This is a genomic window from Bradyrhizobium sp. SZCCT0231 (assembly GCF_018130245.1).
Classification (GTDB): Bacteria; Pseudomonadota; Alphaproteobacteria; order Rhizobiales; family Xanthobacteraceae; genus Bradyrhizobium; species Bradyrhizobium japonicum_F.
In genome coordinates this window covers 35,661-51,695 of the sequence record NZ_JAFCKP010000005.1, presented here as the reverse complement: position 1 = coordinate 51,695, position 16,035 = coordinate 35,661, and the positions used below count along the sequence as shown (strand labels likewise).

Annotated in this window: 9 protein-coding genes and 1 tRNA gene; 5 read left to right on the top strand and 5 right to left on the bottom strand. The window is 63.4% G+C overall.

Annotated features, from left to right (window positions below; translation table 11 throughout):
* Nucleotides 1-60 precede the first annotated feature (60 nt).
* Nucleotides 61-441, top strand: coding sequence for a hypothetical protein (locus JQ566_RS15295; protein ID WP_027573458.1), 381 nt, complete (start codon nt 61-63; stop codon nt 439-441).
* On the opposite strand, the gene JQ566_RS15290 is transcribed toward JQ566_RS15295, so the two are convergent.
* A complete protein-coding gene (locus tag JQ566_RS15290) occupies nt 401-1,960 on the bottom strand; it encodes a glycoside hydrolase family 17 protein (protein ID WP_212373179.1) in 1,560 nt (519 codons plus the stop codon). The two genes, JQ566_RS15295 and JQ566_RS15290, sit on opposite strands and share 41 nt — an antisense overlap.
* Nucleotides 1,961-2,313: 353 nt before the next feature.
* Between JQ566_RS15290 and JQ566_RS15285 the strand changes: the two genes are divergently transcribed.
* The 3 genes from JQ566_RS15285 to JQ566_RS15275 all read left to right on the top strand — a co-directional run bounded on the left by JQ566_RS15285 (nt 2,314) and on the right by JQ566_RS15275 (nt 6,264).
* A complete protein-coding gene (locus tag JQ566_RS15285; protein WP_212373178.1) occupies nt 2,314-2,904 on the top strand; it encodes a beta-1-3, beta-1-6-glucan biosynthesis protein in 591 nt (196 codons plus the stop codon).
* 232 nt (nt 2,905-3,136) lie between these two features.
* A complete protein-coding gene (locus JQ566_RS15280; RefSeq protein WP_212373177.1) occupies nt 3,137-5,800 on the top strand; it encodes a glycosyltransferase in 2,664 nt (887 codons plus the stop codon).
* A gap of 388 nt (nt 5,801-6,188) precedes the next feature.
* Nucleotides 6,189-6,264 (top strand) — tRNA-Lys (locus JQ566_RS15275).
* A 111-nt stretch (nt 6,265-6,375) separates the two neighbouring features.
* Here the strand turns inward: JQ566_RS15275 and JQ566_RS15270 are convergent.
* Nucleotides 6,376-7,314: a hypothetical protein gene (locus tag JQ566_RS15270; protein WP_212373176.1), complete on the bottom strand. Its 939-nt coding sequence runs from the start codon at nt 7,312-7,314 to the stop codon at nt 6,376-6,378.
* A gap of 185 nt (nt 7,315-7,499) precedes the next feature.
* Between JQ566_RS15270 and JQ566_RS15265 the strand changes: the two genes are divergently transcribed.
* Nucleotides 7,500-8,162 carry a class I SAM-dependent methyltransferase gene (locus tag JQ566_RS15265; protein WP_212373175.1) on the top strand — a complete coding sequence of 221 codons (663 nt, stop codon included), beginning with the start codon at nt 7,500-7,502 and terminating at the stop codon, nt 8,160-8,162.
* Nucleotides 8,163-9,116: 954 nt separating this feature from the next.
* Here the strand turns inward: JQ566_RS15265 and JQ566_RS15260 are convergent.
* The 3 genes from JQ566_RS15260 to JQ566_RS15250 form a co-directional block, all read right to left on the bottom strand.
* Nucleotides 9,117-9,278 carry a hypothetical protein gene (locus JQ566_RS15260; RefSeq protein ID WP_212373173.1) on the bottom strand — a complete coding sequence of 54 codons (162 nt, stop codon included), beginning with the start codon at nt 9,276-9,278 and terminating at the stop codon, nt 9,117-9,119.
* 1,105 nt (nt 9,279-10,383) lie between these two features.
* Nucleotides 10,384-11,046, bottom strand: coding sequence for a hypothetical protein (locus tag JQ566_RS15255; protein ID WP_212373172.1), 663 nt, complete (start codon nt 11,044-11,046; stop codon nt 10,384-10,386).
* Nucleotides 11,047-12,450: 1,404 nt separating this feature from the next.
* The gene (locus JQ566_RS15250) at nt 12,451-15,558 is read right to left on the bottom strand and encodes a DEAD/DEAH box helicase (protein ID WP_212373559.1); all 3,108 of its coding nucleotides are present in this window, start codon (nt 15,556-15,558) and stop codon (nt 12,451-12,453) included.
* Nucleotides 15,559-16,035: the final 477 nt, after the last annotated feature.

Sequence of the window (16,035 nt, the reverse complement as noted above, 5' to 3'; positions counted from 1 at the left end):
ATCGACAGAAACATCGCCTCCCCTGTTGCCCCTTTCCCCCATCCCGACCATATTGCCGCCATGACAAAAAAGCCCTTCCGCCTCACGCCCTACCAGGTGCAGTTCCTGATCGTCGTCGGCTTCGCCTCCGTCGGCTATGCGCTTTATGTGCGCTATCTCGCGATTGAGCTGTCGCAGGTCGCCCTCGCCTGCGACGCCGGCCTTCAGACCGCGATCTGCAAGGCGCGTTCGGTTGCGACCGTCCTGTTCAAGAATTCGGTGTTCGGCATCGTCGCGCTGGTGGTGGCGACGCTGAACCTGATGCGGCCGTCGATCGTGCTGCTCACCGTCGGCATCGTCGCCGCCGGCCTCGGCATCGTGCTCTACAATGTCGTGCTGTCGGGCCTGGCGATCGGCCTGTTCATCCTTGGGTTTGCTCGGCCCGCGCCCGCCACAGCGTGAGCGCGAACAACAGATAGATCGCGCAGGTCCACAGCGACTGCCAATTGTCGCGGCCTTCGTTGAACAGCACAAAGACGGCCGAGAGCGCCAGCACACCCGCGAACACCGCTTCCGCGATCGGACGCTGGCCGATCTGCGGGCGGTTCAGCATCAACAGCGCGAACGGCACCACCGCCATCGTCAGCGAGGCGTAGGGAAAATCCTTGTAGCGCGGGTCGAACACGAAGCCGAGCGCGGTCGCGGCCGCGATCACCGCCGTCACCGCCAGCGTCAGGCCGAGCACCGCGGTCAGCTTCGACCATTTCCGGCCCTCGCGCGGGCCGAGCAGGTCGAGGAAGGTCGGAAGGCTGCGGCCGATCACCATCGCCTGCGCGCAGAAGATCGGCGACAGGATGCCGGCGAGCAGCAGCGCACCCCAGAGCAGCCAACCGCCGATCCCGTAGCTCTCGTAGTACATCTTGTCGGCGCCGATCCCGAGCAGGATGCCCGCAGTCGTTGCCGAGATGCCGACGCCGAGCCAGGCCGAGAAGCGCGGCGTCCACGGCCGCCGGCGCAGCGTGATCAGCGCGACGGCGAACACCAGCACGCTGAGGCCCATGCCGGCGCCCATGTACCATTTCCAGTACGGGAAATTGCTGATCGGCTCGCCCGGCGGATATTTCAGGCTCCGGCGCACCGAATCATACAGGCCCCAATAGCCGCCGACGGTGCCTTCCAACCTGCGCTTCCACGGCTGGTCGTAGGACTCGATCAGATTGACGCGGAACTTCTGCGCCTTCGCAAGGCCCAGGATTTCCGAGACGACACGCGCCTGGTTGGTGCGCGACGGCAGCGCGCCGTCGCGCATGCGGCCCTCGCTCGGCCAGCCGGTTTCGCCGATCAGGATCTCCTTGCCGGGGAACGCCACCGCCATGCGCTCGCGGATCGCCCCGACGTGGGCGGAGGCGAATTTCGCCTTGACGGGGAAATCCTCCCAATAGGGCAGGATGTGGATCGTGACGAAGTCGACCGCGTCATGGACCTCGCGGTTCTTCAGCCAGTATTCCCAGACGTCGGCATAGGTGACGGGCACGCTGACCTGCGCCTTCACCGAGCGGATGATCGAGACGAGGTCCGCCGTCGTCATCTCGCCGCGCAGCAGCACCTCGTTGCCGACGATGACGGCGGTGATGACATCGGGGAATTCCTTGGTGAGGCGAACCGCGAGCGCGGCCTGCTCGAAATTCTTGGTGCGGTTGCTGGAGAGCCAGATGCCCTGGAGCACTTTCAGCCCGCCGACCTTGGCGGCGATCGCCGGCACCTGGTCGAGCCCGTTCTCCATCGAATAGGTGCGGACGCAGTCGGTGATTTGCTTGAGCTGGCGCAGGTCCTGCTCGATCTGGTCGGCCTCGATATGGGTCCATGCGTCCAGCGGCGACTGCTCGCCGCGGAACGGCGCGTAGGAGACGCACTGGACCTTGTCGGCGGGGTCGATCGGGGCGCGCGCGAGCGTGATCGGCGTGGCAAGCCACCACCACACGGCAGCGATCGCACCCAATGAGACGAGCAGAAGCGCCAGTGGCGTACGAAGAGAAATCGGTTCCGTCCTCCGCGAAGGGTCCGTCGATTACCTGCTCGCACGCCATCTGCCAAGGGGGGTCCAAGCGGGTGTCCAAATGCCGATCCGCTCTGCGGATCCGCCCCTCCCCCAAAGGAATCTGGCTGCGGCCGTTCGATCGTGCTCTAGGATTGTGACTTTGCTGGACAAAATTCGAAATACAGGTCATGGACTCCGAAAGACTTTTCCGCCGCATTGGAGACCCATTTGGACGCCATCACCGACGCGTCCGCGGGATCCTGACGCGGACGGCCAGCGGATACATTGGGGAATTCATGCGGCAACGGGTGTTCGAGTCACGAAATGCGGTCCTGCGGCAGTTCGCCGCCACCTTGGCCGTCTCTTCCTTGCTCGTTCTGATGGGTGTTGGCGGTGCCTCCGCCCAGAGCGGCACACCGGCCCCTGACCAGGGCAAGGCGGCCGCCCAGCCCGCCGACGCTGCCAAGGATGCCGCCCAGAACCAACGCCGTACCGACGAATTCGCCGAAGCGGCCCAGGTCATCAACGGACCGGCCGGCAACCCCGAATGCGTCTGGCTCGGCCGCCGCGTGGTGCGGCTGATGTGGCGGGACGATCTCGATACCGCGTTCCGCCATCTCGACCTCTACGACCGTTTCGGCTGTCCCGGCGGCCACATCCAGGCCGCGTTCCGCTGCTTGACCCGCTTCGGCGGCCAGATCGACCCCAAGGTTGCCGAAACCCTGGACAGCCGTGTGCACGCGTGCTGGATCAACCCGGCCGCCCAGCCGCAGCAGGCGGCCGCGGCCCCTCAGCCGGCGGCACCGGCGGCAGCCAATTCGCCGGCACCGCAGCCGGCCGCGAGCCCCTCGCCTGCAGCAAGCCCGTCCCCGGCGCCGGCGAAATAGCCAAGGTCTTGAATAGTCACTGCTCGTTTCAGCTGTCGTTCAGGAACGATCGGCCATAGAGACGGTTGGCACTGCCGCGCGTCGTTCGAAAAGGCATGCCCTCATAAGGACATGAGGCCATGACAGTTGTGAAACCGCGCGGCAGAGGTATGCTCCCTTTGCCGCGGACTCGGTCGGATCTCGGGGTCAGATCCGCTTCCCTGCCACCTCAGCCCCTTTTGGTTTAGCCGCGATGCGCGTTGTCGCCGCCGTTCTGTTGCTCGTGTCTGCGCTTCATGCAGGGCTGTGGGGAGTCTTGCGCGACAAGGAACCCGCGCCTGATTTCAAGGGCCTGCTGCCGAGCCTGTCCTATACGCCGTTCGAACCGGGCCATGTCGTCGACCTCAATGTCGACCCCGACAAGATTCGCGCGGACATGAAGAAGCTCTCGACCCTCACGCGAGCGATCCGGTCCTACTCCGCGACGGAAGGCAACGAGCTGGTGCCGCCGATCGCGGCCGAGTTCGGCCTCAAGGTCACGGTCGGCGCGTGGATCGACAAGGACGAGGATCGCAACGAGCGGGAGATCAAGGCCGCCATCGAGCTTGCCCGCAAGAACAGCAACGTGATCGGCATCGTGGTCGGCAACGAGGTGATCTTCCGCGGCGAGCAGAAGGTCGAGGTCCTCATCGACAAGATCAAGAAGGTCAAGAGCGCGGTCCGCGTTCCCGTTACGACGGGCGAGATCTGGAACATCTGGCGCGATTTTCCGGACCTCGCCTCCAGCGTCGACTTCATCGCCGCGCACGTGCTGCCCTATTGGGAAAACTTCCGCTCGGACCAGGCGGTCGACCAGGCCGTCGACCGCTACAACCTCCTGCGCAATCAGTTCCCGGGCAAGCGCATCGTGATCGCCGAGTTCGGCTGGCCGAGCGCAGGCTATAATTTGCGCAACGCAGACCCAGGTCCGTTCCAGCAGGCGCTGACCTTGCGCAATTTCGTCACCCGCGCCGAAGCGCTCGGCATGGACTACAACATCGTCGAAGCCATCGATCAGCCCTGGAAATTCTTCGAAGGCGGCGTCGGTCCCTACTGGGGCATCCTCAACGCCAATCGCGAGCCGAAATTCGCCTGGACCGGCCCGGTCGAGAACCTCGACTACTGGAAGCTGATGGCCATCGCGCTGCTGGTCGGCATCCTGCTGTCGCTGCCGATCCTGCGGATCGAAAAGGCGACCGCCAGGCAGGCCTTCCTGCTGTCGGCGACCGCCAACGGTGTCGGCGCCTGGGCCGCGACCGTGTTCGCGTTCTGGAACAGCCACTATTTCGTCTTCGGCTCGGCCTTCGCGCTGACGCTCGGCATGATCCTCCTTGTTCCTCTCGTCCTCATTGCGATGGCGCGCATCGACGAGATCGCGGCAGTCGCCTTCGGCCGGCCGCCGCAGCGGCTGCTCAGCAAGGGCAAGCCGGTCGAGAACGTCCCGGAGACTTACTATCCGAAGGTCTCGATCCATATCCCGGCCTATTTCGAGCCGGTCGACATGCTCAAGCAGACGCTGGACGCGCTGTCGCGGCTGAACTATCCGAACTACGAATGCGTGGTCATCATCAACAACACGCCCGACCCCGCCTTCTGGCAGCCGATCCAGGACCATTGCCGCGCGCTCGGTGAACGCTTCAAGTTCATCAACGCCGAGAAGGTGCAAGGCTTCAAGGCCGGCGCGCTGCGCATCGCGATGGACCGCACCGCGGCCGATGCCGAGATCATCGGCATCCTCGATGCCGACTATGTCGTCGAGCCCGACTGGCTGAAGGACCTCGTGCCGGCCTTCGCCGATCCGCGCGTCGGCCTCGTGCAGGCGCCGCAGGAACACCGCGACGGCGATCTGTCGATCATGCACTACATCATGAACGGCGAATATGCCGGCTTCTTCGACATCGGCATGGTCCAGCGCAACGAGGCCAACGCCATCATCGTGCACGGCACGATGTGCCTGATCCGCCGCGCCGCGATGGACATGGCCGGCGGCTGGTCGTCAGATACGATCTGCGAGGATTCCGATCTCGGCCTTGCGATCCAGGAGCTCGGCTGGACCACCCACTACACCAACACCCGCTACGGCGCAGGCCTGCTGCCCGACACCTACGAGGCCTTCAAGAAGCAGCGGCACCGCTGGGCCTATGGCGGCCTCCAGATCGTCAAGAAGCACTGGCGCCGCTTCCTGCCGGGTGCAAGCCGGCTGACGCCCGACCAGAAGCGCGAATACGGCTTGGGCTGGCTGAACTGGCTCGGCGCCGAAAGCCTCGGCGTGGTCGTGGCGCTGCTCAACCTCGTCTGGGTGCCGATCGTCGCCTTCGCCGACATCGCCATTCCCGACAAGATCCTGACGCTGCCGATCATCGGCGCCTTCATCGTCTCGCTCGCCCACTTCCTGTCGATGTACCGCGCCCGCGTCGCGATCAAGCCCGGCCAGATGCTGGGCGCCATGATCGCCGCGATGAGCGTGCAGTGGACGGTGTCGCGCGCGGTGGCCCAGGGCCTGATCACCGAGCACATCGCCTTTGCCCGCACCTCCAAGGGCGGTCTCAGCAGGATGTCGATCGAGTTCCAGGCATTCTGGGAGGCCGTGATCGGCACCCTGCTCATCGTCGGCGCCGGCGTGCTGATCGCCTCCAACAGCTTCCGCCAGATCACCGAGATCTACATCTTCGCCGGCGTGCTGGTGCTGCAAAGCCTGCCGTTCCTCGCCGCGGTCGCCATCGCCATCCTCGAGCTCAGCCGCATCAACTCGTTCCAGTTCTGGCGCGACAGCGCCATCCGCACCGCCGAGCTGATCGGCCTGCGCCCGGTCGCGCTGCCCCACCCGGGCGGCACGCCGCAAGCCGTGCCGAGCGAGGTGCGGCGGGAGACGAACTGACGGGCGGGTGCCGGCGATGAGGGTCGGGCGGCTCGGCAAGGCCTTAGGCCCTCATGGTGAGGAGCCCGCCGGGCGGGCGTCTCGAACCATGCAGGCCCGACTTCTTCCGGCGCCAGCAGTTCGGCGTGGATGGGGAGCCGCCAATCCGGTTGAGATTCCTCGCCTAAACGGTGGATAGCACGAACGAATCCACGCTCCTGCCGTCAACTTCGGCAACCACCCGCACTATTGACCTGCGCAGCCACTCCCCCTACACAGCCCGGGCCGAAGGCATGATCCGGAAACAGCCGGTTTTCCCCGCGACGCGACTTCAGCGCAGCGGCAAGACATGCCACTCGAATGTCCGACCACGATGGCGATCTCTTTTCGAAGCCATCAGCGGCCATGGGAGCGCGTAGCTCAGCCGGTAGAGCACGTGACTTTTAATCACGGGGTCCTGGGTTCGAGCCCCAGCGCGCTCACCAAGCAAAATCAATAGCGGCGTGTAGCATGATCGCTGCGCCAGCAGCCCAAAGTCTATAATGGATTTGAAAATCCGAATTACACCGCTCTAGTGCAATCACGCAGGTCGTGGCCTAGAGAGGCAACACAATCCCAGCGCTGATGGCCATGATGCCTTGGCTGCTCGCCGTGCAAGGTGGTCGCGGGGGGAGCGGTTCGACCATTTCGCGGGGGTATTCGCTACTAGGATAACGAAACAATCGCGGTAGGAAATTCGGCGGAGGATTGTAGCTCTTGGCCTCTAAGCCTTTCGTAATCGCCAGGCTGGTATCCCCCCGACCAAGGAAAAGGATGCTGTTCTCGGCCCTGAAGAGACCATCGATACGAAGATGCGAATTGGACGAGCGCACGAGCTGAAGTATCGGAACGCCGTTCTCGTTCACCACCTCAATCGCTCGATTGCTTGCGTTGACATCCCAATTAGGCGCGATTTTTCGGAAGGACGTCCCACGGAGGGCGAATGCATTGTACTTCTGTTGCGGAGAGTACAGCGTGATGTCAGCCCAGATGGCCCCGTCCTTCACGTAAAGTGAAATCAGAGGCGTCGGTTCGGCCGCATCTGCTCGTTGAGCTGACAGAAACGGCGTGGGCTTTCCACTATTGATCGAGGTGAGAAGTTCTCCAATCGGCCGAAAAGTCATACAACCTATTGAGAAGGTGATGGGCGTCGCAGGATCTTCAGAAAACTCTCTGAGAGCAGTTGGAGCACTGCCGTAAAAGTTATTGATGATATTGTTCGCAACCTGCCCTCCAGAAACAGGGCCGGTGCTCAATGTGTTGGCCCCCAACTGGGTCACGAGAGCTTTGTCGGTACCGTTTTCGACCTCGCTAGGCCAAAAGTAGACGACGACACTCATTACCAATACGACAGCAAACCCAAAGAGGACCAATGGCTTCCTTGCGTGCTTCTTAAATTCAAATTGCCACTTCGCGAGCGTCGCATAAGCGTCTCCTGGAGCCGTCCGCGCGAACGCCATGATCAAGCCGCCAACGGCTATGATGAAGCTCACCACCGCGAAGATTCTGACCATACACCGAAGAGTTGCATATTTCTCAGGCGGCCAAAAGAAACTTTCGGTTTGCGGTCAGGTTCTCCACGTGGATTCTTGCAGTGGCCTCAGCCCGTAGCCCGTAGGATGGGTTGAGCTCTTGCGAAACCCATCAATCGTTGCGATCAACTGTAAAAGGAGCGTCTCCTATGAGCGCCGCGAGCGACGCACGTTTCTGGGACAGGTCGTCACGGAAATATGCCAAGAGTGCGGTTGCGGATCCGGTCGGATATGAGCGCACGCTCGACCGGACTCGTGCCTTGCTAAAGCCGGGCGACCGGGTGCTTGAGCTGGGCTGCGGAACCGGGACAACGGCGCTGAGGCTCGCAGGCGACGTGCAAAGCTATCTTGCGGCAGACTTTTCCGTCGAGATGATCGAGATCGCCAAGAAGAAGCATGGCGCCTCCTCTGTCCCAAGGCTCGCCTTCCAGACCGCGACGGCAGAGGGGCTCGCCCCTGAGGCCGGGACGTTCGACGCGGTCCTAGGATTCAACTATCTCCACTTGGTCCGCGACCTGCCCGGAACCTTGCGGTGTATCCACGCCTTGCTCGCTCCGGATGGCTTGTTCATTTCGAAGACGCCATGCCTCGGGGACATGACCCCGCTTATCCGGATGGCCCTGCTGCCCGCGATGCGCGCGATCGGCATGGCGCCTTATGCCGGTGCTTTCCGGGCAACGGAGCTAGCCGAACTGATAAAGGCTGCGGGCTTCGAGATTCTTGCCACCGAAAACCATGCAACGAGAGGCAATGAGGCCAGACCCTATATCGCAGCGCGCAAGCAACGAGATGAGAGCCCGTGGGATGGGTAGAGCCCCTTGCGAAACCCATCACTCGTTGCGATCAGCGCCGCTGCGATCCGCATCGATTATCGCAATTACGGTGAAAGTGCACTTAATGCAGAGCGATATCGACTTCAATTAAGTGCACTGTCACCGTTCGTAATGTCGTTGCCAGCGATGGGTACGCAAGAGTTCAACCAATCCTACGTGCTGATTGTAACTGCGAGGGTTATGGGCGACCCGGTGGCTGGTATTGGTGTGCGGCGTGTGCGCCACCGGGCCTTGCCGATCCCAAGCCTGGGCTGGGCCGGAGATCGACTACCAATAAGGTATGTGGCTTGTTCACCTGCGATTTGCGATCCGTCAAGTTCTATCAAGAGCGCGTAGGACGGGTCGAGCTCTGGCTATTACGGTGCCAGTGCTGGAATTTTGGACCGCAACGGCCACGACACGACAGATGCGCTGGCCATCCTGGAGACGATGCGGCACATACAGACCTTGCACGTGCAGGAGCGCGACCGGCTATCGGCGGAGTTGGCGCTAGCCGAGCACCTGATATCTCTTCGTCCGCTTGCGTCTGCGAGCACTGGATCGCGTCACCTTGGCCGCTTCAGCAGCCGTGACGCGCCGACGCAACTCTAACAGTTCACAATATGCGGCACGAAGCGGATCGTCGTAATCGAGCGTCGGCAGTCGCTTCGAAGAATTCGTCGTGCCGTAGGATGAGTATCTGATCATCTTGAACACGCTGCGTTTGATATGCGCAGAGCGTATCAAGCCATTCTTGCCACGCAACGAAAGTCGCTTGTTAATGCTGACGTCCCGGGAAAAAGTTAAATCGGGAACAGAGCGTTGCTCATCTCTGACTGATCGGCTCGCCCGCCTCGCTTCTTTCGAGATTTGAGGCGTGCAGTGATGGGACGTACAACGTTGGACGATATGGAGCGCAATCCGTCTGGATCGCGCTCCAGGATGTGGAGACCGCTATTCCATTTCGTCGCTCTGCGAATGCGCTGCCAGTGCTTTCCGCGCCTGCTGTTCGATGATCCTCACCGCCGCCTCGACGATCCGCTCGTGGCCCTCGTCCAGAGATTTGTCCTTCATCCAAACATACAGGTAGACCGCCAAAGCATCCTGCAGTGTCATGGCAGGCTCCTCTTTCGAACAGCGTCGTATAACCGTTCGGAATGATCCTGCTTTACGCACACCAACGCAATCAGATGGAGTCTTTAAGTCGAGGTTAAGCTTGATAGCAGCAATGCAATTCAAATTCTGCGGTGGCGCTGCAAAGCATGGCGCGGAGGCGCGGGCGATGTTTTCAGCCCGTAGGATGGGTTGAGCGCTTGCGAAACCCATCACTCGTTGCGATCAGCGCCGCTGCGATCGGCGATCGACTATCGGAGCAATCCTCAAAGGGCTGCGGAGTGACCGACTGAATTACCGGCGATGGGTTTCGCAAAGGGCTCAACCCATCCTACGCGCTATCCGCCTCGGCCGACGTTTGACGAGGCGTTGTTGAGCCAGCGTTGCGTTGCCTCGTCGCTCCAGCCCGGGACCGCGAAGCGCACCGGCGGACTGGTCGTGCGGGTCCGGTCCACCGCCGGATGGCGTGCGCGGGCGCGATGTACCGTTGCGGCATTTGCCGAGATGCAGAGGACGAGCAATAGACCCATGGCAAGAAGAGAACGCATCGCACCAGTTCCAATCGAGCAATCGCTCGCGCTTACTTGATGCACCGATCGGTTCGCCACAACGACAGCGACTTCACGAGCAGGAGAGAGAATCGCGAGCCGGGATTGCCTATCCGGCCGCGGTTACTGGCGTTCCTCGTACCTGTTGCATTGGCCATCGCCCATGCGCACCCGGTTGAGCTCCTGAAATGGGGGATCGCAACGCAGGAGCGTATACACCTTGTAAGAAGGCGGGGGGACGCGCCAGCAGAGATTCTGTCCCGCTGGTATCTTGTACGTTTCCCCGCTCGACAACGTATAGCTACACGAGGCATCCGGGACGTTCGTCTTCGCCTCTGCGTGGGCCTGGGCAATCGAAGCCACCATGAGGAACGTCGCCAACAATATACGCATTGTTCCTACTCCGCATATCTGATCGCACATTCTGGAATTGGGATGCGGACATCACCGCAACAAGTCACAAATTCCTGAAACGCACGACCGGACGGTCATGAAGGAAGGACGCGTAATCCCATTCGCTGATCGCGATCTCCAGGCCTCGGTATGAACGACCTTCTATCTCAGCTTTCCGGTGCCGCCGTCGCAGCCGGCACACTCAACGGAGCTCCTCCCACCGAAACCGGCCCAACCGGATTCGGCTGCCGAACCAGCCGTTTGCGCATCGCCGCGGACAGTCCGTAGCGGGCATTCGCTCGTCGGATGGAGGACGTGACGTCCGACATCATCACATTCTGCAGCGAGTCGACCTTCGCGATCAGCGTCGACAGCTGCGAGGAGATCTTCCTCACATCGACCCGCTCGTCCGTGATGCTCTGGCGCAGGGACAGCAGCACCATCGAATCCTGCTGCAACAGGGCTGCATTTTGCTGCAAGGCCTGATTGTTCTCCTGCAGCGAAGCCGTGTGTTGCTGCTGGGCCGACTGGATCTCCTTCAAGGCGGCGACAACCGGATCCGGCCTTGGCGCGGGCGCTTCCTGGCGCGGAAGCAGCCCAGCCAGGCTGGTGACATTCAGCGACGGCAAGCCGGACGGCGACGTATAGATGGCCGCCGCGCCGTTGATGGCCAGGGCACATACCGCCAGCAGCAGGACCGTTTTCCGGCGGGGCCTTATGAGTGGCGCTGGCGCTTCCGGGCCTGCGGGTTCGTGCGCCGCTGCGGCGGCAGCAAGGGCTACGGCGTCGAGTTCTTCGGCGAAGCTTGGCGTTTCGAAGGTCGTGGTCACGTTCTTGACCCCAATGAGCGAGCAACAGGAAGCCGTCGCCGGAACGTCCTCGCGACGCCTCCCTTACGCAGCACCCATCGACACAACTGCCTAAAATTGTGGGCTTTTCGGATTAATTCCACGTTAGCGGCTCGGCCGGTTGGCCGCCCCGGCGACCCCGGCCGATTACGGATATGCACGCACGTTGCACCACCGAGCACCCGGTCTCACGACGTCCCGTCACCGCCGAAGCACGATCAACGCGGCCGCCACATCACGTGACCAGCGCACGCTCTTTCGAAGGTGCAAGCCCCCTTACCCATTTGCGGCAGCAGCCTTCGCTCGACGGATTTTCCGAAGTTGGCATAATGCCACTGTTTTGCCCGACGGGTCAAACGGGCCAGTGTCGGAGGGCAGGTGTCGGAGGACCAAGCGTCGGAGGTCCGTCGTCCGGAGACGCGACACGACGTGAGCAGCTGGACCTGATCCGGATCGTAGGCAGCATTCGCTTCGGCGCGCGATTGGTCCCGGACGCCTTTCCCCGCACTGGAGAAGACATTATGGCAGAAGCACTTAGCTACTGTGCATGGGGTTGTTTTCGCATTCTTGATGCGCCCTGCCCCTCATCCAGCAGCTCGAACAACTCCTCCACGCTCGCATGGCGCATCCCGCTGTGAGAGCGCGATGATCCATTGCTCCGATCCTGTCTGTTCGCCCCTTCGCTCGCAGATTAAAAACCTGGCCCTATCGGGCTCGTAACGCCTCTGGGCGACACAGTCGTTCGTCGATCGACCTGCGCTTTGGCATCCAGCACCTTGTCTCCGGCTCGTGCGGCTCGCGGCTGACCGATCTGGTCCGAAACGCTCGTGCCCCTCCCTGTGCCCTGCGCCTGTGTTGCCGAGCCGAATCTGTTTCGGGAGGACGCGAGGCCAGCGGCCATTTGATCCTCATTGCTCGTGCCGCTCCCGATCGCGCCGATCGGCAGGCCGTTTCGAGCGCGACCAACCCCGGCGTTTCTCGCGGCCTGAGCTGCCGCCCGCGACCTCGCGGGCGTGGCCGGCTGAACGTTCGGATTGGTCGGCTCGGTGTTGGTGCCCAGATTCCCGCCGGTGGCGGTGTCTTTCGTCCCCATCCCTGAAGGCGCTGAGGGACCTGCATTGCCCGCACTCGTCCCCGTTCCAGAAGGTGCCGAGCCGCCGGCGCTACCCGGCCCCGTTCCCATGCCTGCTCCTGCGGGCCCGGCATTTGCGCCGCCTGCTTGCGCCAGAGCCAACAGACATGAGCTTGCGACAATCGCGACAATGACCGGAGGGATGGCATGGGGCATCGCACAATCTCCTTCGCCCACGCCAATTCACTATAATGGTGGAACAGGGTTCCCGCTACGAATTCGCAACTATCCGCGCTGACGAAGGCGCGAGCCCCTCACCCCTCATCCAGCAGCTCGAACAGCTCCTCCACCCGCTCGAACGGCGCGTCCTGCATCTTGGCGTGATAGACGACGCGGTCGCCGTCGCGCTGCAGCGACTTGCCCCGCGACTTCCGCAAGCGTCCGGGCAGGAACGTCGCGGCCGCAGCTCCAGGCCCGACGTCGAGCCGGACGACGCCTCTGCGCTTGCACTCGATCCTGAGCTTCACTGCGGCGAAGAAGTCGCGGGCGACCTTCGGCAAAGGTCCGAAGCGGCGGGAGGTTTCCTCCTCGAGGTCGTCGAGATCGTCCTCGCTGCTGCATCGTGCGGCGCGCGCATAGAGCTCGAGCCGCACCGGCTCGGACTGCACATAGCTCTCGGGCAGCATGTCCCCGACCGGCAGGTTCAGGTCGGGCACCCACACAGCGGCGCGCTCCTGGTCGGCCTTCTCCGAGGCCATTTTCAGGAGGTGGCTGTAGAGCACCGGCCCAAACACCTGGACGTGGCCGGATTGCTGCTCCGAGAACAGGTCACCCGCCCCCCTGAGATCGAGGTCGCGCTCGCTGATGGCAAAGCCGGCGCCCGGCCGGCTGAACTCCTCGAGCACGGCGAGCCGCTTCTCGGACTGTCCGGACGCCGTCTCGGTCAGCAGATGGGCGAAGGCGCGGATGCCGCCGCGGCCGACGCGTCCGCGCAGCTGATGCAGCTGGGCAAGGCCGAACTTTTCCGGCCAGCAGACCACGATGGTGTTGGCACGGGGAATGTCCAGGCCACTCTCCACGATGTTGGTCGCGAGCAGGACGTCGGCTCCGCCCTCGACGAAGCTCATCATGCGGTCGTCGATCTCGTCGGCAGGCAGCTTGCCATGCAGACAGACGATGCGCAGGTCCGGCGCCACCGCCTGCACCCGCGCCAGCATCGGATCGAGATCATGGATGCGCGGACAGATCAGAAAACTCTGCCCGTGGCGGCGCTGCTCGCGCAGCAGCGCGGAGGCAATGGCCGCATCCGACAGCGGCGCGATCCGGGTTGCGACCGGAAGCCGGTGCACCGGGGGCGAGGCGATCACGCTGAGGTCGCGGAAGCCGGCAAGGCCGGCGGCGAGCGTGCGCGGGATCGGCGTCGCGCTCATCATCAGCACATGGAGGTTCTTGGCGAGGCCGGCGAGCCTGGCCTTTTCGGCCGCGCCGAAATGCTGCTCCTCGTCGATGATGACGAGGCCGAGATCGTCGAACTTGACGTCCTTGCCCGTGAGCGCCTGCGTGCCGATCACGACCTTGATGCGGCCGCTGCGCAATCCCTCCTTGGTCTCCCGCAGCTCCACGCCCGAGGTCGCGCGCGACAGGTTGCCCACCTCGATGCCGAACGGCGCAAAGCGCTTCTGGAACGTCGCGACGTGCTGCCGTGCCAGCACCGTCGTCGGCACCGCGACCGCCACCTGCCTGCCCGACAGCACCACCGCAGCCGCGGCCCGCAGCGCCACCTCGGTCTTGCCAAAGCCGACGTCGCCGCAGATCACCCGGTCCATGGGATGACCGGATGCAAGATCGTCCAGCACGTCGCTGATCGCCTGGGCCTGGTCGCTCGTCGTGAAGTAAGGGAAACGCGCGACGAACTTCTCGTAGGCCGATCCCGGCGGCACCAGCTTTTCGCCGCGCCGCCGGCGGCGCTGGCTGATGTGCTTGGCGAGCACCTTGCCGGCGCTCTGGATCTCGCGCTCCGCCTCGCCGCGTCGCGCCCACCACGTGCTGCCGTCCGCCTTGTCGAGCGCGAGCTTGCCGAGCTCGGCTGCGTAAGGCCACATCAAGGCGAGATCGGGCGGCGGCACCAGAACCGCATTGTCGCCGGCGAACTTCAGGCGGATCATCTCGCGCATGGCGCCGCCGCCGGTGTTGACGGTCTGCAAGCCGTCGAGCACGGCAAGGCCGCGCTGGAGATGGACCACCACCGTGCCCTGCTCGGGCACATCGGCATGGTCGAAGGCCGCGCTCCAGGCGCGCGCCATCGGCTGCGGGTGATGCGCGCGGCTGCCGAGCACGTCGGAGGCCGTCACCACGACCGGAGGCTTCTTCCCTGGCAACACGAAGCCGGCATCGAGATCGGCCAGCAGCGCCGCCTCGCCGCCCCGCCTGCGCGTCGCCTCGTCCCAGTCTCCGCAACGCTCCGCCTTGACGCCGCTCATCCGCTCCATCACGCGCAGATCGTCCTCGTGCGCGGCGACGAGGATCAGCCGCGATCCGGTCCGGCGTGTCTCCTCGACAAAGGCACGCAGCGCCTTCCTGGAGGACGTCAGCTTCGAAAACTCCGGGATGGGCTGGAAGGGCGCCGTCCGCGGCAGCACCTTCATGCCCTTGGAGAGCTGCTTCCAGTCGCGCCGTCCCAGGTATGCGCGCTCCCGCTCCGCCCGGCCTGCGGCTTCCTCGATCGTATCAAGCCATCCGTCGGCGTGTAGCGGGACCCCGGCGTCGGCGATCCATTTCGCGCCCCCGCAATAGTCGAACAGGCTCGCGCGCTTGCCGCGTTTGCCGGCAAGGCCAAGCCGCTCCGACATGGGATCGACGAGCAGCTCCCTGGTCTCGAAGATGATCCTGTGCTCATGCGGGTCGAACGCCACGATCCGTTTGATCGCATGCTGCGAATGCTCGATCCGGAACGGCCCCAGCGCGCCCGCTGGAAATATCTCGAAGGTCTGCCCGTGGAACAGCGCCCCGCCTGGATAGTCCGGCTCATCGTCGAGATCGTATCCCAGGGCCTCGAGGCGGGTCTCGAGGTCCCGCTCGGAGAACGTGCCGCCCACCTTCAAGCTCAGGCTCAGGCGCGACAGGCTCGCCGGCGGCGGCAGGCGCTCCATCACGGCTTCCGCCGTCGACACCAGAAACAGGGGTTTCTTGGATTTTGCGAGGCGCCTCAGCACGGAGGCTCTGCGCCCCGCGAGCTCGTGCGACGGCTCCAGCTGATCGAACGGCAAAGTGTTCAATCGCGGAAACACCAGCACCTCGCAGGATGGGTCGAGCGCGTGAATGACGCTGCCCAGCCGCTCCGCCCTGCTCTCGTTCTCGGCGAGAAAGACGATGCCGCAGCGTCCGGACTGCTTCCATTGTGCAAGCAGATGGAGGGCCATCATGCCGAGGGGCGACGAAGACGAGATCGTGGCGCGCTGCGATCCTTTGCTCTTCTTCGGCGCCTTCTTGGCCACCCCTGCCTTTTTGGAAAGCCTCACTTGAACCCGTTTCTCTTGAACCGTCGCAAACTGAATCCGGGCCGCCTTCATCTCGAATCGGCAGCTCGCCGCCATGCATATGGGATTTGCCCCGCGAACGCACCCCTCGCGGGCAACGTCCGGGGACGCCATTGCGATCCCCGCAGTTTGGCCATTGATCGCCCAGCACATCGGAACTGGCTCCGTTCCGACGCGTGAAATGCGGCCCGTGCTCTCGATGCGAAGGTCAATACGATCGAGGCGCTCTACGCAGCAGCAGGCACGAAAAAGCCCCAGCGCTTGGAGCCACGCTGGGGCGTTCGTTCAAAATGAAGCGGTTAAGCAATGACGTCTTCATAGCAGCAGTTTCGCCGCGCGCTTGTGAACTGGTTCACACGCGCC

Excerpts from the sequence above, each read along its gene's own strand:
- JQ566_RS15260 (WP_212373173.1), bottom strand. The coding sequence starts at position 9,278 with ATGACACTGCAGGATGCTTTGGCGGTCTACCTGTATGTTTGGATGAAG.
- JQ566_RS15250 (WP_212373559.1), bottom strand. The coding sequence starts at position 15,558 with ATGATGGCCCTCCATCTGCTTGCACAATGGAAGCAGTCCGGACGCTGC.
- JQ566_RS15295 (WP_027573458.1), top strand. The coding sequence starts at position 61 with ATGACAAAAAAGCCCTTCCGCCTCACGCCCTACCAGGTGCAGTTCCTG.
- JQ566_RS15285 (WP_212373178.1), top strand. The coding sequence starts at position 2,314 with ATGCGGCAACGGGTGTTCGAGTCACGAAATGCGGTCCTGCGGCAGTTC.
- JQ566_RS15280 (WP_212373177.1), top strand. The coding sequence starts at position 3,137 with ATGCGCGTTGTCGCCGCCGTTCTGTTGCTCGTGTCTGCGCTTCATGCA.
- JQ566_RS15265 (WP_212373175.1), top strand. The coding sequence starts at position 7,500 with ATGAGCGCCGCGAGCGACGCACGTTTCTGGGACAGGTCGTCACGGAAA.